Raw genomic sequence first — 19,142 nt, 5'->3', positions numbered from 1 at the left:
GCCCCCCGGCGACGAGGATCAGGAGATGAGCGACTACATTACCTTCGCCCTGCCCAAAGGGCGCATCATGCAGGATTCGATGGCGCTCTTTGCCAAGATCGGCATCACCTGCCCGGAGATGGAAGGGGGGAGCCGCAAACTCGTCTTCGAGAACCGGGCGGACAAGTACCGCTTCATGGCGGTGCGCGCCACCGACGTTCCGACCTACGTCGAATACGGCTGTGCCGACATCGGCGTGGTCGGCAAGGACACCCTCCTCGAACAGGGGAAGGATCTCTACGAACCCCTCGACCTCAAGTTCGGCTACTGCCGGATGGTGGTCGCCGAGCCGAAGGCGCTCCACGACCGGCCCGACCCGGCCAACTGGTCGAACATCCGGGTGGCGACCAAGTACCCCAACGTCACCGAGCGCTTCTTCGCCGCCAAGGGGATCCAGGTGGAGCTGATCAAGCTCTACGGCTCCATCGAACTGGCGCCCCTGGTCGGGCTGGCCGAGCGGATCGTCGACCTCGTCTCCACCGGTGCGACCCTGAAGGAGAATGGCATGGTCGAGGTCGAGACCATCGCCGAGATCACCACCCGGCTGATCGTCAACCGCGCCAGTCTGAAGACCAAGCACCAGCGCATCACCCGCATCATCGAGGGGCTGGAGCAGGTGATCGACAGCGAAGTGCGGATTTCGCAATAGGGAGTTGCCATGATCCAGTTGCTGCGTTTCAGCGATGCCGGGTTCGAAGCGGCGCTGAAAAAGATCGTCGAGCGCGGGGCCGCGCCGCCGGCCGGGGTCGAACAGACCGTCCGCGACATTCTCGCCGCGGTGCGCGAGCGGGGGGACGCGGCCCTGTTCGAATACACGGCCCGCTTTGACCGCCTCGAACTCGACGCGGCCAGCATCGAGGTGACCGCCGCCGAGATCGAAGCCGCCATCGCCGCGGTCGCTGCCGACGACCTGGCGGCGCTGCGCCTCGCCGCCGAGCGCATCGCCTCCTTTCACGCCAAACAGAAGCAGGAGACCTGGCTCTCGACCGACGAAGACGACGTCCTGCTCGGCCAGATGGTGCGACCCCTCGACCGGGTCGGCATCTACGTTCCTGGCGGCAAGGCCGCCTACCCGAGCTCGGTGCTGATGAACGCGGTGCCGGCCAGGGTCGCTGGTGTTGGCGAAGTGATCATGGTGGTGCCGATGCCCGGAGGCGAGGTCAATCCCCACGTACTGGCGGCGGCCCACCTTGCCGGGGTCGACCGGATCTTCAAACTCGGTGGCGCCCAGGCGGTCGCCGCCCTCGCCTATGGCACCGAGAGTGTCCCCAAGGTCGACAAGATCACCGGTCCCGGCAATATCTACGTCGCCACCGCCAAGCAGCTCGTATTCGGTGCCGTCGACATCGACATGATCGCCGGGCCGAGCGAGATCCTGATTATCAATGACGGCAGCGGCAGTCCGGCCCACCTCGCCGCCGATCTTCTCGGCCAGGCCGAGCATGACGAGCTCGCCTCCTCGGTGCTGATTACCACCGACGCGGCGTTTGCCGAGCAGGTGCGGGCCGAGGTTGAACGGCAGCTGGCGCAGCTGCCGCGGCAGGGGATCGCCCGGCAGTCGATCGATGCCTTCGGCGCGTTGATTATCGCCCGCGACCTCGACGAGGCGATCGCCTTCTCCAACCGCATCGCCCCCGAGCACCTCGAATTGGCGGTGGCCAATCCCTTCGAGATCCTGGCGCAGATCCGTCATGCCGGGGCGATCTTCATGGGGCATCATACCCCGGAGGCCGCCGGCGACTACCTCGCCGGGCCCAACCACACTCTGCCGACGGGGGGCACCGCGCGCTTCTTCTCGCCGCTGTCGGTCGACGACTTTGTCAAGAAATCGAGCATCGTCAGCTTCTCAAGGGCGGGGCTCAAGCGGCTGGGGAACGAGATCGTGCGCATCGCCGAGCTGGAAGGGCTGTCGGCCCATGCCCGGTCGGTCTCCTTGCGGCTGAAAAGTTAAGGATAATTTTGAATTTTGAATTATAGATTTTGAATTTAATTCAGAATTCAAAATTCGAAATTCAAAATTGCCTTTTGGAGGAATTATGTCCCGCAGCGCGACCATCGAACGCAAGACCAAGGAGACCAGGATCCGCATCGAGTTGCGTCTCGACGGCAAGGGAGAGAGCGCCATCGAGACCGGCGTTCCCTTCTTCGATCACATGCTGACGCAGATCGCCCGCCACGGTTTCTTCGACCTGACCATCGCCGCCCGGGGCGACCTGGAGATCGACGCCCACCACACCGTGGAGGATGTCGGGATTTGTCTTGGCGAAGCCTTCAAGCAGGCGCTTGGTGACAAGGCGGGGATTCGCCGTTACGGTCGCGGCACGATGCCGATGCACGAGGCCCTCGCCTCGGTGGTTCTCGACTTCTCCGGCCGGCCGTTTCTGGTTTACAACGTCCCCCTGCCCAAGGCCCAGGTCGGCAACTTCGAGGTCGAACTGGTCGAGGAGTTTTTCACCGCCTTCTGCAACCACGGCGGCGTGAACATCCACGCCAACCTCGCCTATGGCGACAATCTCCACCACATCATCGAGGCGCTCTTCAAAGCCTTCGCCCGGGCCCTCGATGACGCCTGCGGGCTCGACCCGCGCATCGAGGGGGTCCTCTCCAGCAAGGGGAAACTCGAGTAGCATGGACAACATCGTCATCATCGATTACGGCATGGGCAACCTGCGCTCGGCGCAGAAATCCTTCGAGCGGGTCGGTTATGCTGCCCAGCTGAGCAGCGACCCGGCCGATATCGCCCGGGCCGACAAGCTGGTCCTCCCCGGCGTCGGCGCCTTTCGCGACTGCATCGGCAACCTGCGCGCCGGCGGTTTCGTCGCGCCGCTCAAGGCCCATGTCGCCGCCGGTAAGCCGCTGCTCGGCATCTGTGTCGGCCTGCAGCTCCTCTTCACCGAGAGCGAGGAGTTCGGCCGCCACCAGGGGCTCGGGATCATCCCCGGCAGGGTGGTGCGTTTTCCCGCCGGCATGCAGCGGGACGGCGAGGAGCTCAAGGTGCCGCACATGGGGTGGAACGATCTGCAGATCCGCCGTCCCGCGCCGATTTTTCAGGGAATCGAAGACGGAAGCTTCGTCTACTTCGTGCACTCCTACTACGCGATTCCCGACGATCCGGCCCTGGTGGCGGCGGAAGCGACCTACGGCGAGATCACTTTCTGCGCCGCGGTCTGGCAGGGGAATGTCATGGCCACCCAGTTTCATCCCGAGAAGAGCCAGGGGGTGGGGCTGGAGATCGTGCGCAACTTCGCCGCGATGTAATTTCTAGCTGAAGGATAAGCAATGCTCGTCATACCCGCCATCGACCTGAAGGAAGGCCGCTGTGTTCGACTCGAACAGGGGCTGATGGAAAAGGACACCGTCTACAGCGACGACCCCGGCGCCCAGGCCCGGAGCTGGCAGGACCAGGGGGGAGAGCTCCTCCACATCGTCGATCTCGACGGCGCTTTCGCCGGCGTGCCGAAGAACAAGGCGGCGATCGCGGCGATCGTCAAGGCGATTAGCATCCCGACCGAGCTCGGCGGCGGCATCCGCGACCTGGCAACGATCGAGGCTTATCTTGACCTCGGGATCGATCGGGTCATCCTCGGCACCGTCGCCAAGGAGAACCCGGCCCTGGTGGCGGAAGCCTGCCGGAAGTTTCCCGGTCATATCGTCGTCGGCATCGATGCCAAGGACGGCCTGGTGGCGGTGCGCGGCTGGGCCGAAGTGACGGCAAAAAAGGCCACCGACCTCGCCCGCGAGATGGAGGGGCTGGGGGTGTCGGCGATCATCTATACCGACATCGCCCGCGACGGCATGCTGCAGGGGCCGAACCTCGAGGCGACCGGGGCTCTTGCCGAGGCGATCTCCATCCCGGTCATCGCCAGCGGCGGCGTCTCCAGCCTGCAGGATATCCGCAACCTGCTGGCAATCGAAGCCAAGGGGGTCGCCGGGGTGATCACCGGCAAGGCGATCTACACCGGCAGCCTCGATCTGCGCGAGGCGGTGAGAATCGCCAAGGGGCAATAGAACCATGCTGACTAAACGCATCATCCCCTGTCTCGACGTCAAGGACGGCCGCGTTGTCAAGGGGGTCCAGTTTCTGGAGCTGCGCGACGCCGGCGACCCGGTGGAAGCGGCCGCGGCCTACGACGCCCAGGGGGCCGATGAACTGACCTTTCTTGACATTACCGCCTCGAGTGACAATCGTGGCATCATCCTCGACGTGGTGCGGCGCACCGCGGAGCGGGTCTTCATGCCGTTGACGGTCGGCGGCGGGGTGCGCAGCGTCGACGATATCCGCAACCTGCTCAACGCCGGCGCCGACAAGGTCTCGATCAATACTGCGGCGGTCCATCGCCCCGAGTTCGTGCAGGAGGCGGCGCAGCGTTTCGGCTCCCAGTGTACCGTGGTGGCGATCGACGCCCGCCGCGTTCCGGGGAGCGACCCGCAGCGCTGGGAGGTCTATACCCACGGTGGCCGCAACCCGACCGGGATTGACGCGGTGGAGTGGGCAGTACGCATGGAAGCCTATGGCAGCGGCGAGATTCTCCTCACCTCGATGGATTGCGACGGCACCAAGGACGGCTACGATCTCGGCCTGACCCGGGCGGTGAGCGATGCGGTGTCGATCCCGGTGATCGCTTCCGGCGGCGTCGGCAACCTCGAGCATATCCGCGCCGGCCTCGTCGAAGGGGGGGCTTCCGCCGCCCTGGCGGCGAGCATATTTCACTTCCGCGAATACACCATTGGCGAGTGCAAGGAGTACCTGCGTGAGCATGGTGTGCCGGTGCGGCTGTAATACTAACTAATTCACTTAAGCCACAGAGACACTGAGACACAGAGAAGTTCTAAGGCGTCTGGATTTTTCATCACGGCCATAGACTTTCTTCAATTCCTGGGTTTCCTCCGTCTCCTCTGTGCCCCTGTGGCAAGGCTTGAAGGTTATAAATCATGACGGATCAACAAGACATTCTCGCCGCCGTCTACCAGGTGATCCAGGAGCGCAAGGCGGCCTCCGCCGAAAGTTCCTACGTCGCCTCCCTCTTCGCCAAGGGGCTCGACAAGATCCTCGGCAAGATCGGCGAGGAGGCGGTGGAGACCGCCGTCGCCGCCAAGGGGGGGGATCCCGACCAGGTGATCTACGAGATGGCCGATCTCTGGTTCCACTGCCTGGTCCTGCTCGGCCACTACGATCTGCCGCCGGAGCAGGTGCTCGACGAGCTGCGGCGTCGTTTCGGTCTCTCCGGGATCGAGGAAAAAGCGAGCCGCAACAAGTAACCGCCAACCGCGAGGATAGAAGCCATGACGATCCAGGAACGCCTCACCGAGGCGATGAAAGTAGCGATGAGGGCCAAGGATTCCCTGCGCCTGAACACCATTCGCATGATGCGCACCGCGATTAAGAACCGCGAGATCGATACCCGCAGCGAGCTGAGCGAGACCGAGGCGATCAGCATCCTCTCGACGCTGGTCAAGCAGCGGCGGGAGTCGGCCGCAGCCTACCGCAACGGAGGACGCGACGACCTCGCCGCCAAGGAAGAGCAGGAACTGGCGATCGTCCAGGAATTTCTCCCTTCCCAGCTCGACGAGGCCGGGATCCGGGAATTGATCGAAAAAGCAGTGCTGGAGACGGGCGCTACCTCGCCCAAGGACATGGGGAAGGTGATGAAGGTGGTCAGCGCCCAGACTACGGGGCGGGCGGACGGCCGGCTGGTGAGTGAACTGGTCAAGGCGCGTCTCGCCGGCTGATTGAGCGCGCTCCCCCCGGGCGCGGAGCGGAAATGAACTTCTTCGATATCGCCATTCTGGTCGTCCTCGCCGCCTTCCTTCTCAAGGGGGTGCTGCGCGGACTGCTCAAGGAGATCTGCTCCCTGCTCGGGCTGGTGGTTGGCAGCCTGGTGGCGCTCCGTTTTCATGGCGAACTGGCGGAGACCATGGCCAGCTCCTTCCGCCTGCCGCCGGCGTTCTGCGCCGCTGTCACCTTCGGCCTCCTCTTCCTCGCCGCGGTGCTGGTCTTCTGGGGAATCGGCTTCCTGCTGACGCGCTTCGTCAAGCTCCTCTTTCTTGGCGGCATGAACCGGGTGGCCGGGGGGTTCTTCGGCCTCGCCGAGGGGGTGCTGCTGCTGGCGGTGATTCTCTACTCCCTCGGCAGTGGCGGGTCGCCGACCTTTTTGCAACCCTCCCTGAAGTCGTCGCAGCTGGCGCCCCCCTTCCGCACCCTGGGGGCCGATGTCTTTCGCGGCGGGCATCGCCTGCTGGAGGACTGGAAATGACCGGGCGGTCGGGGCGGGAGGCGGCATGAGCGCCACATCGCTGCGGCTGCTCGAATTCGACAAGGTGGTGACCCTCCTCGCCGGCTTCAGCGTGACCGGGCCCGGACGGGAGCGGCTGCTGGCGCTGCGCCCCTTGTCCGAGCGTTCCATGGTCGCTGCTGAATTACAGGCGGCCGGGGAGATGCAGCGCCACCTCGAACAGTCCGGCGCCCCGCCCCTCGGCGGCGCCTGCGACCTGCAGGGGCATCTCCGCCAGGTGCGGGCCGAGGGGAGCTGGCTGCCGCCGCCGGCGCTTCTCGAAGTGCGCACCAGCCTCGAGGCGGCGGCTGCCTGCCGCCGCAGCTTCCTGGCGGCGCCGGACGCCCCCCTGCTGCAGGAGCTGAGCCGCGGTCTGACCGAGTGCCGCGGCGTGGCCCGGGATTTGGGCCAGAGCATCGGTCCGCGCGGCGAGATCCTCGACGGCGCCTCTTTTGAACTCGGCGAGCTGCGCCGGGAGATCCAGCAGCTACGGGGGCGCATCCGGCGCAGCCTGGAGAACCTTCTCGCCCGGGAGTCGCTGGCCGGGGCGTTCCAGGACCGCCTCGTCACCGAGCGTGGCGGTCGCTACGTGGTGCCGGTGCGGGCCGATCACCGCGGCCAGGTCAAGGGGTTCATCCACGACGAGTCGGCGAGCGGGCAGACCCTCTACATCGAGCCGACGCTCGTCCTCGAGGCGAACAACGACCTGCAGACCGCCCTGCGCGAGGAGAAGCGCGAGGAAGAGCGGGTGCTGCGGCGACTGGCCGCGGCGGTGCGCGGTGTTGGGGCTGAGCTGGCGACCAACCAGGAACTGCTGGCCCGCCTCGACAACTACGCCGCCATCGGCCGTTTTGCCCGCCAGGCCGGGGCCTGTGCGCCGCAGCTGAGTGACGAACCGTGCCTCGAGCTGCGCGGCGCCCGTCACCCGCTGCTCCTCTTCGCCGCCGATGGCGCGCCCCGTCCCGATCAGGCGGTGCCGATCGATCTCCTGCTCGGGCGCGGCTGCGAAGTGCTGGTGATCAGCGGGCCCAACACCGGCGGCAAGACGGTGGCCCTGAAGACCGCCGGCCTGCTGCAGCTGATGGTGGCCGCCGGGGTGCCGATCCCGTGCCGGCCCGAGAGCCGGGTCCATCTCTTCGGCCGGGTCTTTGCCGATATCGGCGACGAACAGAGCATCGAGGCGGCGCTCTCGACCTTTTCCGGTCACCTGACGCGGATGCGCGCGATTCTCGCCGCCGCCGACGGCGACTCGCTGGTCCTGATCGACGAGGCGGGGACCGGGACCGATCCGGCGGAAGGGGCGGCGCTGGCGCTGGCGCTGCTCGACGAGCTGCGGCAACGGGGGGCGCGGGTGATCCTGACCACCCACCTCAACCTGATCAAGGGCTATGCCCAGCTGCAGGAGGAGGTGGAGAACGCAGCGGTCGAATTCGATCCGCAGACCCTGGCGCCGACCTACCGGCTCCACTACGGCATCCCCGGGGCGAGCAACGCCTTCACCATCGCCCGCCTCCTCGGACTGCCGGCGGCGGTCCTGGCCTGGGCCGAAGCCTACCTCGGCAGCGATGAGCGGGAAGGGCTCGACCTGATCGAGCGGCTCAACCGCCTGACCCGGGAAGTGGCGGAGGAGCGGGAAACCGCCCGCCAGCTGCGGGCCCAGGCCGATCAGGAGCGGGAAAAACGCCGCCGCCTGCTGGGCGAGCTGGAACAGGAGCGGCGCCGCATTCTCGAAAAAGCGACCCGTCGCGGCGAAGCGCTGGTGCGCCAGGCCGAAGAGCGGTTGCGCGCCCTGCTCGACGCGGCGGCGCAGGCCGGCCACGCCGCACCGCCGCTGCGGGCCGAGCTCCTCGGCCAGTTGCGGGAGGTTCGCAGCGAGGTCGCAGCGCAGCAGCCGGAAGCCGCACGCCAGGCCGAAGCACCGCGGGAGGTTGCGGTTGGCGAGCGGGTCCGGATCGTCCCCCTCGACACCGAAGCCGAGGTGCTGCGCTGCAGTGGGGAGACGGTCGAACTCTCCGCCGGTGGCAAGAAGTTGCGCCTGCCGCTGACCGCCCTGGAGGCTTACCGTCCGCGACGCTTTGCCCGGGAAGCCGGTCCGGCGCAGGTGCGCAGCAAAATCGAGCGGGACGGCTTTGAGTCGAAGCTGGTGCTGGTCGGCCAGCGCGTCGAGGCGGCGCTGGAGCGGCTCGACAGGTTTCTCGACGACGCCCTGCTGCAGGGCCTGCGCGAGGTCGAGGTGGTCCATGGCAGCGGTGAGGGGATCCTGCGGCGGGCGGTGCGCGAACACCTCGCCGCGCACCGCGAGGTCACTGCCTTCCGTGCCGCGCTCCCCGAACAGGGGGGCGAAAACGTGACGGTTGCCGAATTGAGGGGTGGATGACGGGCCGCATACCGGAAGAGAAGATCCAGGAGATCCGCGAGCGCACCGACATCGTCGAGGTCGTCTCCGGCTACCTGCCGCTCAAGCGCTCCGGGGCGAACCACCAGGGACTCTGCCCGTTCCATGGCGAGAAGACCCCCTCCTTCAATGTCAACAGCACGCGGCAGATCTTTCACTGCTTCGGCTGCGGTGTCGGCGGCAACGTCTTCGCCTTTCTGATGCAGATCGAAGGGCTCTCCTTTCCCGAAGCGGTGCGCCGCCTCGGGGAACGGGTCGGCGTCGAAATCCCCGAGGAGGCCCCCTCGCCCGCGGAGCTGCGCCGTCGCGAGGAGGAGGAGCGGCTGATCCGGATCAACGAGGTCGCCTGCGAGTTCTACCACCACATCCTCCTCGAGGCTCCGGAAGGGGCGGCGGCCCGCAGTTACCTGCGCCAGCGCGGCTACGACGGCGAGACCGCCCGGCGTTTTCGCCTCGGCTACGCCCCGGAGAGCTGGGATGCGCTGGCGCGGCACCTGGCGACAAAGGGGTTCGACGCGGAGCTGGTCCGCGACCGCCTCGGGCTGCTGCGGGCGGGCAGGGAGGGGCGCAGCGATATCGACCTGTTCCGGCGTCGGCTCCTCTTTCCGATCTTCGACCTGCGCGGCCAGGTGGTCGCCTTCGGGGGCCGGGTCCTCGATGACGCGCTGCCCAAATACATCAATTCGCCCGAGTCCCCCATATACCACAAGGGGCGGACCCTCTTCGGCCTCTACCAGGCTAGGGAGGCGATGCGGCGGGAAGGGGCCGGGATTGTCGTCGAGGGCTACTTCGACCAGCTGGCGCTGGTCCGGGCCGGGTTCGAGAATGTGGTCGCCAGCTGCGGGACGGCGCTGACCGAGGACCACGCCCGGCTCCTCAAGCGTTACTGCGACAAGCTGCTGCTCCTCTTCGACCAGGACAGCGCCGGCCAGAAGGCGACCTTTCGCGCCATGGACGTGCTGCTGGCGACGGGCCTGTCCACCGAGGTGGTCCCCCTCGCCGCCGGTGAGGACCCCGACTCCTTCCTCGCCCGCCACGGCGTCGAGAAGTTCCGGGACCGTCTCGCCGCGGCGCGGCCGGTCCTTGAGGTCTTTATCGACCACACCCTCGCCGGTGAGGCCTCCGATATCGCCGGCCAGGCGCGGGCGGTGGAGCTGATCCTCGGCAAGCTGCGGCTGCTGCCGAGCGAGATCGAGCGCAGCCTCTACCTGCAGAACCTGGCGCGCCGTACCGGCCTCGATGCCGGGCTTCTGGCGCGCAAGCTCGGCGCCGAGCCGCCCCGGCGCGCGCAGCCGGTGAGCCCGCGCCCGGTTGCGGCACCGGTCGGGACTGCGCCGCCCCGGCGCCGTCAGCTTGCGGCCGACCCCGGGGAGAAGAGCCAGGACTGGCTGCTGAACCTGATGATTGCCGAGCCGACCATCCGCAGCCAGGTCGCCAGTGAAGGGGTGGAGAGCTTCTTTGCCGACGATGACCGGCGCGCGATCGCCGAGCGGATTCTCGCCCTCGGCAGCGAGACCGATGCGATCGAGGCCTCCCGGCTCGGCGATTCCTTGACCGCCGCGCAAAATGCGTTATTGTCGGGTATTCTTGTAAAGGATGAAAAAGCCTTCGACGAGGATCCGGAAGCGATCTTCGCCGGTTGCCGCAAGGCGACCGGCCGCGAACGATTGAAGCAGCGCAGCCGGGCCGTCATGGCCGAGATCCAGGAAGCCCAGCTGCAGGGTGATTTGCAACGGCAGAACGAACTGAATCGGGAACTGATCGCTATCAACAAGCAGCTCAAGACGCTGCCCAGGGTTTGACCCATAGACATCTTCGACCACCGGATGTGTCGCGAGAGGAGAATTCGCGCAAATGGCCAAAAAGACCAGCATGGAAGAAGTCCAGCAACTGATCGATCTCGGCAAGGAGAAGGGGTACTTGACCTACGATGAAGTCAACGACCTGTTGCCGCCCGATATGGTCTCCTCCGATCAGCTCGATGATGTCATGAGCATGTTCGGGGAGATGGATATCGAGGTCGTCGACTCGGAGCAGAAGATTGCTCTGCGCAAGGACCAGGGGCTCGACGAAGAGGCGGCGGAGGACGAGGAGGACGAGGACTCCGAATTCGAAGCCGGCGTCCTCGGACGGACCTCCGACCCGGTGCGCATGTACCTGCGCGAGATGGGGCAGGTCTCGCTCCTGACCCGGGAAGGCGAGGTCGAGATCGCCAAGCGCATCGAGGAGGGGGAGGCCCTGGTGACGCGGGTGATCATGAAGACCCCGATCGCCTTCAAGGAGATCATCTCCCTGGGCGAGCGCCTCGAGAAGGAGCAGATCAGCGTCGCCGAGATCACCAAGGAGTACGAGGAGGAAGAGGGGAGCGAGGAGGAGGAGAAGCAGCGCCAGCGCATCCTCGGCTTGGTCGGGCAGATCCGCGAACTCGACGATAACTTCACCCTGCTGCGGGAAAAGCTCGCCGGCGAGATCACCAAGGAAGAGAAGAAGGCTCTCGACAAGGAGGCCAAGGACGCCAAGGCGCAGATGTCCGACCTGATGCGCCAGATCCGCCTCAAGGATTTTCAGGTGGCGAAGATCGTCGATCGCCTCAAGGAGCTGGCCCAGCAGGTCAAGAAAGGGAACGCCGAGGTGCATGCGTGCGAGGCGGAGCTCAATCTCCCCCACAAGGAGATCAAACGCCAGCTGCGGCGGATGCGCAAGAGCGACGAGGAGGCCCTCAAGGTCTCGGCCGAACTCAAGGTCCCGGTCGATGCCCTGCTGGTGGTCGAAAAGCGCCTCAAGGGGGCGCAGCGCAAGTTCAAGCGCGTCGAGGAGGAGTCGGGCTTCGCCCCCGAGGAGCTCCTCGATTCGCTGAAGGAAGTGCAGAAGGGGGAGTGGCGCGCCAAGTCGGCCAAGACCGAGCTGGTCGAGGCCAACCTGCGCCTGGTCGTCTCCATCGCCAAGAAGTACACCAACCGTGGCCTGCAGTTTCTCGACCTGATCCAGGAAGGGAACATCGGACTGATGAAGGCGGTCGACAAGTTCGAATACCAGCGCGGCTACAAGTTCTCCACCTACGCTACCTGGTGGATCCGCCAGGCGATCACCCGCGCCATCGCCGACCAGGCCCGCACCATCCGCATCCCAGTGCACATGATCGAGACGATCAACAAGCTGATCCGCACCAGTCGCCAGCTGGTCCAGGAGATCGGCCGCGAACCGATCCCCGAGGAGATCGCCGAGCGTATGGAGCTGCCGCTGGAGAAGGTGCGCCGGGTCCTCAAGATCGCCAAGGAGCCGATCTCCCTGGAGACACCGATCGGCGAGGAGGAAGACTCCTCCCTTGGCGATTTCATCGAGGACAAGGGGGTGGTTTCGCCACTCGAAGCGGTGATCAAGGGGAACCTCTCGGACCAGACGGCGCGGGTCCTCTCCACCCTGACGCCGCGGGAAGAGAAGGTGCTGCGGATGCGGTTCGGGATTGGTGAGAAGTCGGATCACACCCTGGAGGAGGTCGGCCAGGACTTCGCGGTCACCCGCGAGCGGATCCGGCAGATCGAGGCCAAGGCGCTGCGCAAGCTGCGCCATCCGAGCCGCGCCAAGCGTCTCAAGTCGTTCGTGGAAAGCTGACCGGTCGGTAAAAGGCCTTGACAGGCCCGGCCGGGAGGCCTAAACTCAACCCTTCATTCGGGCCTATAGCTCAGCTGGTAGAGCCACCGGCTCATAACCGGTCGGTCCCAGGTTCGAATCCTGGTGGGCCCACCATACAGAGCGAGATGAGTCGGAAACTCACATTGACATATACCCGGTCCTGAACCCGAAAGGAGTGCAACGACACAACAGTTGCACTCTTTTTTTTCCACCCGTCGCCATGCCCAGAGAACGCACGACCCGCATCCAGGACCTCGTCGGTCTGGTCCATTCGCTCTTCCCGCCCAGCCTCGCCGAGGAATGGGACAATTCCGGCCTGCAGATCGGAGATCCTGCCGCTCCTGTCACCCGGGTCCTGGTCGCCCTCGATCCGACCCCGGCGGCGGTCGATAGGGCTATCGAACTCGGCGCCGGACTGCTTCTGACCCACCATCCGCTGCTGCTCCGTCCCCTGCGCAGTGTTACCCCGGGGGACGAGGCCGGCCGGGTGGTGCTGGCCGCTGCCCGCCACCAGGTGGCGATTCTCAGTGCTCACACCAACCTCGACCGGGCGGCCGGCGGTCTCAACGACTGGCTGGCGTCCCGTTTGGACCTGGTCCAATGCCAGCCCCTGGCCGCGGGCGATGCCGATCTGCTCAAGCTGGTGGTCTTCGTGCCGGCGGGGCACGAGGAAGCGGTGGCCGAAGCGCTCTTTGCTGCCGGCGCCGGCCAGGTCGGCGGCTATGACCGCTGCTCCTTCCGCACTGCCGGCACCGGGACCTTTCGTCCCGGTACCGGGACCAGCCCCTTCCTCGGCCGGGTCGGTGCGACCGAGCAGACCGAGGAGTTGCGGCTGGAGACGATCCTGCCGCGGGCCCTGGTCAACAAGGCCCTGGAGCGTTTGCAGCGCGCCCATCCCTACGAAGAGGTCGCTTTCGATTTGATCCCCCTGGCCAATCGGCGTGCCGATGTCGGTCTCGGCCGCATCGGCCGGCTGGCCGAACCGGTCACCCTCGATCGTTTCGCCGCCCGCGTCAAAGAGGCCCTTGGTTGCGCCAGCCTGCGCCTGGCCGGCGCCGTCCCGGCGCAGATCGCCAAGGTCGCGGTCTGTGGTGGCAGTGGCGCCTCGCTCCTTAACGAGGCAGCAAGGCAGGGCGCGGATGTGCTGGTAACCGGGGATGTCAAATATCACGAGGCCCGTTACGCGGAAAGTCTCAACCTGACCCTGGTCGATGCCGGGCACTTTGCCACCGAACGGATTGCTGTCACCGAATTGGCCACCCTGCTTGACCGCAGGGCGCGGGAGCGGGGCCTGGCCGTTGAATTCATGGAAATGGGGGGTGAGACCGATCCGTTCCGGGTCGTCTGATCCCCCGTTCCGTTTCAGACCATACGCAGAGAATGGAGGTACACACGTGCAAGAAGAGCTGGAACTGCTCAAGGAGCTGCAGGAGCTGGACAGGACGCTGCACCAGGCCCGGGAGAAGCGGGAGGTGCTGGAGCGCGAACAGGCTACCTTGACGGCCGACCTCGACCGCATCCAGGCGATGGTCGACACCCTTGACGCCAATCTCGAGGAGTTGCGCGATCAGCGGGGCGACCTCAACCAGGCCTTGAGTGTCGAGCAGGAGAACATCAAAAAGGCGGAAGGACGTCTGCCGGCGATCAAGACCCAGAAGGAATATGTCGCGGTCCTCAAGGAGATCGACACCGCCAAGAAGCTGACCAAGGATCTCGAGGACCGGGTCCAGGCTACGGCGACGGAGGTCGCTGCCGTCGAAAAGGACCGGGAGGAGAAGGCGACGGAATGTGCCGGCCTCAGTGCCAGCGTCGAAGCCCGCCGCCAAGAGATCGCGGCGGCCCTCGCCGAGTTTGACAAGACCCTCGGCGCCGGCGATGGCCGGCGCAATGAACTGCTCGGCGGCTTGCCGACGCCGCTGCGCAAGCGCTACCAGATGCTGCTTGACCGTCGCCACGGGGTCGCTGTCGTCGAGGCGCGCAACGGCACCTGTCTCGGCTGCAACATGCACCTGCCGCCGCAGCTCTTCAACAGCCTCTTTACCTCGGCCGAGGTGCTGAGCTGTCCCCATTGCAACCGGCTGCTCTTCCTCGGAGCGACCGATTAGCAACAGATTTTGGTCGGAGAGGTCCAGATGATCGCCGGCTCCTTCGGGGGCGGGAGGAAAGTCCGGGCTCCGCAGGGCAGGATGGTCCCTAACGGGGACCGGGGGCAACCCCAGGGAAAGTGCCACAGAGAGGAGACCGCCTGCCGGCGCCTTGGGCAATGGCAGGTAAGGGTGAAAGGGTGAGGTAAGAGCTCACCAGTGCCGGCGGTGACGTCGGCAGCTCGGTAAACCCCATCCGGAGCAAGACCAAATAGGGGAGCGTTCGAGGGCGGCCCGTCCGAGGCTCCCGGGTTCGGTCGCTGGAGGCCGTCGGCAACGGCGGTCCTAGAGGAATGGTCATCGCCCCGCCGGTGGGTAACCGCCGCGGGGAACAGAACCCGGCTTACGGCCCTCTCCGGCCAAGTTCATTGCCGCCGGTATCTCTCCCGAGGTGCCGGCGGCTCCTTTTCACCTGATTGCCAGGAGACCATGACCCGTCGGAACCAAAGGGACGAGGAAGAGATCTGGTGCCGGACCCTCGCCGCCGTGCGCAGCGAACTGGCGGCCTTGCCGTTGGCCGAGCGGTCGTGGCTGGAGCGGCAGCTCGCCCGGATCGCTACCCTTCAGGAAAGGCTCCACGCCTTCTTCCTGGCGGCGGACGGACCGGAGCTGTGCCGTGCCTGCGACGGCGCCTGCTGCGGCTGCGGGCGCAATCATCTGACCCTGGGCAACCTGCTGGCGATCCTTCTTGCCGGCAGGGAACCGCCCGTCCCGGACTGGTCGGCCCCCTGTCCCTGGCTGGCGGCCGACGGCTGCCGGTTGCCGGTCGCCTGGCGGCCGTTCAACTGCGTAAGTTTCGTCTGTGAAGCGGTTGAAGAGCGCCTCGCCGATGTCGACCGGGAGAGCTTCTACCGCCTTGAGCGGGAACTGCGCGCGGGCTACGATGCCCTCGCCCGGCGTTATCCGGGGGGCGGCCGCCAGGGCCTGCTGCTGCGCGCCGAGCGCCTCGGCCTGCGGGGATTTTTATCCGACCCGGGCGCGCCCGTGGTATAGTGACAGCGGCCAACCGAATGCTCGGCTGGCCGGTGGCAAGGAGCTTTCATGGAATTGCATTTCTCCCGTTCCAACGGCGAGGTCGACGAGCGGATCGACGAATTGTTGCGGCTGGTCGGTGTCCACCACCCGGCCCTGGTGCGCGAGATGGTGATCAGCGCCCTCAAGTCCGGGCACGAGATCGACTATCTCGCCGATCTCAAGCTGCTGCGCACCACCATGAAAGAGATGCGCTACACCAGCAAGATTTTCGGCCCCTACCGGGGGCGCAAAAAGGTGACGATCTTCGGTTCGGCGCGCACCGCTCCCGAAGAGCCGATCTATCAGAAGTGCGTCGAGTTTGCCCGGCTGCTGACCAGTCACGGCTACATGACCATCACCGGCGGCGGTGGCGGCATCATGCAGGCGGGGAACGAGGGGGCCGGCGCCGAGAACTCCTTTGCCGTCAACATCCGCCTCCCCTTTGAACAGGAGACCAATCCGTTCATGGAGGCGAGCAAGAATGTCATCACCTACAAGTATTTCTTCAACCGCAAGGTCGCCTTTCTCAAGGAGGCGGCGGCCGTGGCCCTCTTCCCCGGCGGCTTCGGCACCCTCGATGAGGCGATGGAGATCATGACCCTGGTGCAGACCGGCAAGAACCCGCCGATCCCGCTGGTGATGATCGATGACGACGAAGGGGATTACTGGGAAAACTGGTTCCAGTTCGTGCGCAAGACGCTGCTCAAGAAAGGGCTGATCTCCGGCGAGGACTTCAGCCTCTTCACCATCACCCGGGATCCGGTCGAGGCGGTAAAAATCATCGATGATTTTTACCGGATCTACCACTCGATGCGGTTTGTCGGCACCACCCTGGTCATGCGCCTGAACCAGCCCCTCGATTCGGAACAGCTCGGTACCCTCGAAAGTGAGTTCAGCGAAATCCTGCAGCCCGGCAGTCATCTGCGGATTACCGGCGCCCTGCCGGAGGAGGCCGACCAGCCCGACCTGCTCCATCTGCCGCGCCTGGTCTTTGATTTCAACCGGCGCAGCTTTGGCCTGCTCAAGGCCTTTATCCGGCGTCTTAACGCCTTCTGAGTGCCGATGAACTTTACCGAACAGCAGCGCCTGCACCTCGAAAAGCTCAAGGAGATCACCCGCTGCGACAAGAAATATGTCTGCCTGGAGCTCCCCCGCGAAGAGCTCTGTGCGGCCCGTGATCTTGGCATGGAGCACTTCCTCGAATGTCTGGTCACTGCCCGCAAGAAGTGCCGCCATGCCTTCCCTTTCGGCAAGGGGCGTTTCTGCCGCTGCCCGATCCGGGTTTACCTGGAAAACAGCCATGGGGAGAGGCGCCCCGCGTGAGAAGCACCGGGAATTGACGTCGGCCGCCGGCAGGATAAACTGGGAGCAAGGGAGGTTCTCATGTCGCGACATTTCCTACTCACGCTCCTGCTGGTTGCGCTGGCTGTGCAGCTCGGCGGCTGCGCCCAGGTTCTCTCGCCGGCCGCCCTGGCCAAGGTCGACCGCGGTCTCGATTTTGCCGAGGTCAAGAACGACCCGCAGGTGCACCTCGGCCAGACCCTGCTCCTGGGCGGCCTGATCGTCGACAATCGCAGCGATGCCGACGGCACGACGCTCGAACTGCTGCGTTACTTCACCGACCGTTGGGGGCGCCCGACCGGCCCGGACGAGACGGGGGGGCGTTATCTGGTGCGTAGCGCCCGCTTCCTCGATCCCGAGCTCTACCGCAAGGGCCTGCTTGCGACCCTGACCGGTAGCGTTGCCGGGGCCCAGTCCGCCACCTTGAATGGCCGGGATTTCACCTACCCCCTCTTTACCCTGGAAGAAATCTACCTCTGGCGGACGCCTGACCCCTGGTATGACCGGCCAGGAGATCGCTTTGCCAATCCCTACGCCCCCTGGCCCTACGGTTATGATTACGGCTGGGGTTATCCCTGGCCCTACTGGTACGGTCCTGGTCCTTACTGGTATGGAGGCGGCATCTGGCTTCACTACGACGATTGAGCCGGGAGATTCCGATCCGTGGGCGGGTTTTGCGATGGTCCTTCTGGATGCCGTAACCCCATGATTTTCGGCCAGCCTGGCGATCGGGCGCAGGCGGTCCACCAGGTCGTCGTCAAGCTCCGCCGGGAGTTGCTCCTCCCCTGCCCCTTCCCCATGGCGGAGATTTTTTTGTGTCCCGACTTTTCCTCCTTGCGTTGGTCGTCGCCGGCCTTGTCAACTACCTCTGTTCCCTTCATATCCTGCGGGTGATGGCCAAGAGTGGGGCGAGGATCGGCCGCTTCGAGATTCGCTGGCAGGTCCATAAACACCTGGCCAGCTACCGGCAGCTGACCCTGGAGCGGGACGGACGGGTCGGTCTCGCCTGGTACGGTTACCGGGTCAGCCTCGGCCTGCTGGTGCTCTTTCTGGTCCTGCTGCTGCTCTCCCTTTGACGGACGGCACCAGGACGAAGGCCCCCGGCATTCACTGCCGGGGGCCTTCGTCAAAGCAGGTCGGTCGCAGCGGTTAGAGCTCGAGCAGCATCTCCTCCGGTTCCTCGACCAGTTCCTTGATCCGTTTCAGGAAGGTGACGGCCTGACGGCCATCGATGATGCGATGGTCGTAGGAGAGGGCGAGGTACATCATCGGCCGGGCCACGATTTCGTCATCGATGACCACCGGGCGCTGCTGGATGGCGTGCATGCCGAGGACCGCGCTCTGCGGCGGATTCAGGATCGGCGTCGACAGCAGGGATCCGTAGGTGCCGCCGTTGCTGATGGTGAAGGTCCCCCCCTCAAGGTCGGCCAGGGCGAGCTTGTTCTCCTTGACCTTGGTGGCGAAGGCGCTGATCTGTTGTTCGATGTCGTTGAAGTGGAGGCGATCGGTGTTGCGCAGCACCGGGACGACCAGGCCTTTTTCGCCGCCGATGGCGACGCCGATGTCATAAAAGTGCTGGTAAACGATGTCGTCGCCATCGAGACGGGCGTTGACGTCGGGGAACTGGCGCAGCGCTTCGGTCGCCGCCTTGACGAAAAAGGACATGAAGCCGAGCTTGACGCCGTGTTTCTTTTCGAAATCGGCCCCATGTTTCTTGCGCAGGGCGATGACCCGGGTCAGGTCGGCTTCGTTGAAGGTTGTCAGCATGGCGGTCTGCTGGCGGGCGGCGAGGAGCCGTTCGGCAATCCGCCGGCGCAGCGGTGACATCGTCTCGCGGGTGGTGCGTCCTGTGTCCTGCGGCGGTGCTGGGGCCGGGCCGGTCTCGCGGTTGTCGGCGGCCGCTCGCGGAGGGGCCGGCGGCGGCGACGGTTCCGGACTCGGTTTCTCCACCGGGGGCAGTTTGTCGGGCTTCTCGGTTTTCCCTGGTTTTTCCGCCTTTTCCGCCTTCTCAGGCTTCTCAGGCTTCTCCGCTTTGTCAGCTTTGCCGGCTTTGCCGGCTTTTCCCGGCTTCTCCGGTCCTTCCTCGATCTCGCCGATGACCGCGCCGATCTTGACTGTCTCGCCGGTCTGCGCCTTGATGCGCAACACCCCGTCGGCCTCGGCGTTCATTTCGAGGGAAATCTTGTCGGTCTCCAGTTCGCAAAGCAGATCGTCCTTGTGGACGGTCTCCCCATCCTTTTTGTGCCATTGACCGATTTCCGCTTCGAAGATCGATTCACCGACCTCGGGGACCTTCAACTCCAT

General features: G+C 65.4%; 20 protein-coding genes, 1 tRNA gene and 1 other RNA gene. 21 read left to right on the top strand and 1 reads right to left on the bottom strand.

The genetic code is table 11. The features are described 5' to 3' along the window. Positions 1 to 25: 25 nt before the first annotated feature. The 21 genes from hisG (at position 26) to ACYQ8E_RS10010 (ending at position 17,914) form a co-directional block, all read left to right on the top strand. Positions 26 to 688: an ATP phosphoribosyltransferase gene (gene hisG / locus ACYQ8E_RS10110; RefSeq protein WP_066728823.1), complete on the top strand. Its 663-nt coding sequence runs from the start codon at positions 26 to 28 to the stop codon at positions 686 to 688. 9 nt (positions 689 to 697) lie between these two features. Further along, on the top strand, positions 698 to 1,990 hold the full coding sequence (gene hisD / locus ACYQ8E_RS10105) for a histidinol dehydrogenase (protein ID WP_082820398.1): 1,293 nt from the start codon (positions 698 to 700) through the stop codon (positions 1,988 to 1,990). A gap of 85 nt (positions 1,991 to 2,075) precedes the next feature. Continuing rightward, positions 2,076 to 2,666, top strand: coding sequence for an imidazoleglycerol-phosphate dehydratase HisB (gene hisB / locus ACYQ8E_RS10100; protein ID WP_066728814.1), 591 nt, complete (start codon positions 2,076 to 2,078; stop codon positions 2,664 to 2,666). A gap of 1 nt (position 2,667) precedes the next feature. Next, on the top strand, positions 2,668 to 3,297 hold the full coding sequence (gene hisH, locus ACYQ8E_RS10095; RefSeq protein ID WP_066728812.1) for an imidazole glycerol phosphate synthase subunit HisH: 630 nt from the start codon (positions 2,668 to 2,670) through the stop codon (positions 3,295 to 3,297). Between the two features lie 21 nt (positions 3,298 to 3,318). Further along, on the top strand, positions 3,319 to 4,047 hold the full coding sequence (gene hisA, locus ACYQ8E_RS10090) for a 1-(5-phosphoribosyl)-5-[(5-phosphoribosylamino)methylideneamino]imidazole-4-carboxamide isomerase (protein ID WP_066728809.1): 729 nt from the start codon (positions 3,319 to 3,321) through the stop codon (positions 4,045 to 4,047). A gap of 4 nt (positions 4,048 to 4,051) precedes the next feature. Continuing rightward, complete coding sequence (hisF, locus tag ACYQ8E_RS10085) at positions 4,052 to 4,819, top strand: imidazole glycerol phosphate synthase subunit HisF (protein ID WP_066728806.1); 768 nt, start codon at positions 4,052 to 4,054, stop codon at positions 4,817 to 4,819. Positions 4,820 to 4,971: 152 nt separating this feature from the next. Continuing rightward, the gene (locus tag ACYQ8E_RS10080) at positions 4,972 to 5,298 is read left to right on the top strand and encodes a phosphoribosyl-ATP diphosphatase (protein WP_066728804.1); all 327 of its coding nucleotides are present in this window, start codon (positions 4,972 to 4,974) and stop codon (positions 5,296 to 5,298) included. A gap of 24 nt (positions 5,299 to 5,322) precedes the next feature. Beyond that, the gene (locus tag ACYQ8E_RS10075) at positions 5,323 to 5,769 is read left to right on the top strand and encodes a GatB/YqeY domain-containing protein (protein WP_459860878.1); all 447 of its coding nucleotides are present in this window, start codon (positions 5,323 to 5,325) and stop codon (positions 5,767 to 5,769) included. A 32-nt stretch (positions 5,770 to 5,801) separates the two neighbouring features. Further along, positions 5,802 to 6,293: a CvpA family protein gene (locus ACYQ8E_RS10070; protein WP_066728800.1), complete on the top strand. Its 492-nt coding sequence runs from the start codon at positions 5,802 to 5,804 to the stop codon at positions 6,291 to 6,293. 25 nt (positions 6,294 to 6,318) lie between these two features. After that, positions 6,319 to 8,688 carry an endonuclease MutS2 gene (locus ACYQ8E_RS10065; RefSeq protein ID WP_459860874.1) on the top strand — a complete coding sequence of 790 codons (2,370 nt, stop codon included), beginning with the start codon at positions 6,319 to 6,321 and terminating at the stop codon, positions 8,686 to 8,688. After that, the gene (gene dnaG, locus ACYQ8E_RS10060) at positions 8,685 to 10,508 is read left to right on the top strand and encodes a DNA primase (protein WP_066728795.1); all 1,824 of its coding nucleotides are present in this window, start codon (positions 8,685 to 8,687) and stop codon (positions 10,506 to 10,508) included. Before ACYQ8E_RS10065 ends, dnaG begins: the two co-directional genes overlap by 4 nt. A 52-nt stretch (positions 10,509 to 10,560) precedes the next feature. Beyond that, positions 10,561 to 12,318, top strand: coding sequence for an RNA polymerase sigma factor RpoD (rpoD, locus tag ACYQ8E_RS10055; protein WP_066728793.1), 1,758 nt, complete (start codon positions 10,561 to 10,563; stop codon positions 12,316 to 12,318). A 59-nt stretch (positions 12,319 to 12,377) separates the two neighbouring features. After that, positions 12,378 to 12,453, top strand: a tRNA-Ile gene (locus ACYQ8E_RS10050). A gap of 106 nt (positions 12,454 to 12,559) precedes the next feature. Beyond that, positions 12,560 to 13,687, top strand: a complete 1,128-nt coding sequence (locus ACYQ8E_RS10045) for a Nif3-like dinuclear metal center hexameric protein (RefSeq protein ID WP_066728789.1) — start codon at positions 12,560 to 12,562, stop codon at positions 13,685 to 13,687. Positions 13,688 to 13,733: 46 nt separating this feature from the next. After that, positions 13,734 to 14,444, top strand: coding sequence for a zinc ribbon domain-containing protein (locus tag ACYQ8E_RS10040; protein WP_066728787.1), 711 nt, complete (start codon positions 13,734 to 13,736; stop codon positions 14,442 to 14,444). 15 nt (positions 14,445 to 14,459) lie between these two features. Then, positions 14,460 to 14,844: RNase P RNA component class A (rnpB, locus tag ACYQ8E_RS10035), an RNA gene on the top strand. 68 nt (positions 14,845 to 14,912) lie between these two features. Continuing rightward, on the top strand, positions 14,913 to 15,476 hold the full coding sequence (locus ACYQ8E_RS10030) for a hypothetical protein (protein ID WP_066728785.1): 564 nt from the start codon (positions 14,913 to 14,915) through the stop codon (positions 15,474 to 15,476). Positions 15,477 to 15,524: 48 nt separating this feature from the next. Further along, positions 15,525 to 16,553 (top strand): LOG family protein, encoded by a 1,029-nt coding sequence (locus ACYQ8E_RS10025; RefSeq protein ID WP_066728783.1) that lies wholly within the window; start codon positions 15,525 to 15,527, stop codon positions 16,551 to 16,553. A gap of 6 nt (positions 16,554 to 16,559) precedes the next feature. Beyond that, positions 16,560 to 16,820 carry a hypothetical protein gene (locus ACYQ8E_RS10020; RefSeq protein WP_066728781.1) on the top strand — a complete coding sequence of 87 codons (261 nt, stop codon included), beginning with the start codon at positions 16,560 to 16,562 and terminating at the stop codon, positions 16,818 to 16,820. 60 nt (positions 16,821 to 16,880) lie between these two features. Further along, positions 16,881 to 17,483 carry a Slp/YeaY family lipoprotein gene (locus ACYQ8E_RS10015; RefSeq protein ID WP_066728779.1) on the top strand — a complete coding sequence of 201 codons (603 nt, stop codon included), beginning with the start codon at positions 16,881 to 16,883 and terminating at the stop codon, positions 17,481 to 17,483. A 170-nt stretch (positions 17,484 to 17,653) separates the two neighbouring features. Further along, positions 17,654 to 17,914 (top strand): hypothetical protein, encoded by a 261-nt coding sequence (locus tag ACYQ8E_RS10010; protein WP_066728777.1) that lies wholly within the window; start codon positions 17,654 to 17,656, stop codon positions 17,912 to 17,914. 73 nt (positions 17,915 to 17,987) lie between these two features. Here the strand turns inward: ACYQ8E_RS10010 and sucB are convergent, their stop codons facing one another. Next, positions 17,988 to 19,142, bottom strand: a complete 1,155-nt coding sequence (gene sucB, locus ACYQ8E_RS10005; RefSeq protein WP_066728775.1) for a dihydrolipoyllysine-residue succinyltransferase — start codon at positions 19,140 to 19,142, stop codon at positions 17,988 to 17,990.

Source organism: Desulfuromonas carbonis (genome assembly GCF_054658035.1).
The sequence above is the reverse complement of the archived record's forward strand: the minus strand, read 5'-3'. Positions and strand labels throughout refer to the sequence as shown.

Excerpts from the sequence above, each read along its gene's own strand:
- hisG (WP_066728823.1), top strand. The coding sequence starts at position 26 with ATGAGCGACTACATTACCTTCGCCCTGCCCAAAGGGCGCATCATGCAG.
- hisD (WP_082820398.1), top strand. The coding sequence starts at position 698 with ATGATCCAGTTGCTGCGTTTCAGCGATGCCGGGTTCGAAGCGGCGCTG.
- hisB (WP_066728814.1), top strand. The coding sequence starts at position 2,076 with ATGTCCCGCAGCGCGACCATCGAACGCAAGACCAAGGAGACCAGGATC.
- hisH (WP_066728812.1), top strand. The coding sequence starts at position 2,668 with ATGGACAACATCGTCATCATCGATTACGGCATGGGCAACCTGCGCTCG.
- hisA (WP_066728809.1), top strand. The coding sequence starts at position 3,319 with ATGCTCGTCATACCCGCCATCGACCTGAAGGAAGGCCGCTGTGTTCGA.
- hisF (WP_066728806.1), top strand. The coding sequence starts at position 4,052 with ATGCTGACTAAACGCATCATCCCCTGTCTCGACGTCAAGGACGGCCGC.
- ACYQ8E_RS10080 (WP_066728804.1), top strand. The coding sequence starts at position 4,972 with ATGACGGATCAACAAGACATTCTCGCCGCCGTCTACCAGGTGATCCAG.
- ACYQ8E_RS10075 (WP_459860878.1), top strand. The coding sequence starts at position 5,323 with ATGACGATCCAGGAACGCCTCACCGAGGCGATGAAAGTAGCGATGAGG.
- ACYQ8E_RS10070 (WP_066728800.1), top strand. The coding sequence starts at position 5,802 with ATGAACTTCTTCGATATCGCCATTCTGGTCGTCCTCGCCGCCTTCCTT.
- ACYQ8E_RS10065 (WP_459860874.1), top strand. The coding sequence starts at position 6,319 with ATGAGCGCCACATCGCTGCGGCTGCTCGAATTCGACAAGGTGGTGACC.
- dnaG (WP_066728795.1), top strand. The coding sequence starts at position 8,685 with ATGACGGGCCGCATACCGGAAGAGAAGATCCAGGAGATCCGCGAGCGC.
- rpoD (WP_066728793.1), top strand. The coding sequence starts at position 10,561 with ATGGCCAAAAAGACCAGCATGGAAGAAGTCCAGCAACTGATCGATCTC.
- ACYQ8E_RS10045 (WP_066728789.1), top strand. The coding sequence starts at position 12,560 with ATGCCCAGAGAACGCACGACCCGCATCCAGGACCTCGTCGGTCTGGTC.
- ACYQ8E_RS10030 (WP_066728785.1), top strand. The coding sequence starts at position 14,913 with ATGACCCGTCGGAACCAAAGGGACGAGGAAGAGATCTGGTGCCGGACC.
- ACYQ8E_RS10025 (WP_066728783.1), top strand. The coding sequence starts at position 15,525 with ATGGAATTGCATTTCTCCCGTTCCAACGGCGAGGTCGACGAGCGGATC.
- ACYQ8E_RS10020 (WP_066728781.1), top strand. The coding sequence starts at position 16,560 with ATGAACTTTACCGAACAGCAGCGCCTGCACCTCGAAAAGCTCAAGGAG.
- ACYQ8E_RS10015 (WP_066728779.1), top strand. The coding sequence starts at position 16,881 with ATGTCGCGACATTTCCTACTCACGCTCCTGCTGGTTGCGCTGGCTGTG.
- sucB (WP_066728775.1), bottom strand. The coding sequence starts at position 19,142 with ATGGAGTTGAAGGTCCCCGAGGTCGGTGAATCGATCTTCGAAGCGGAA.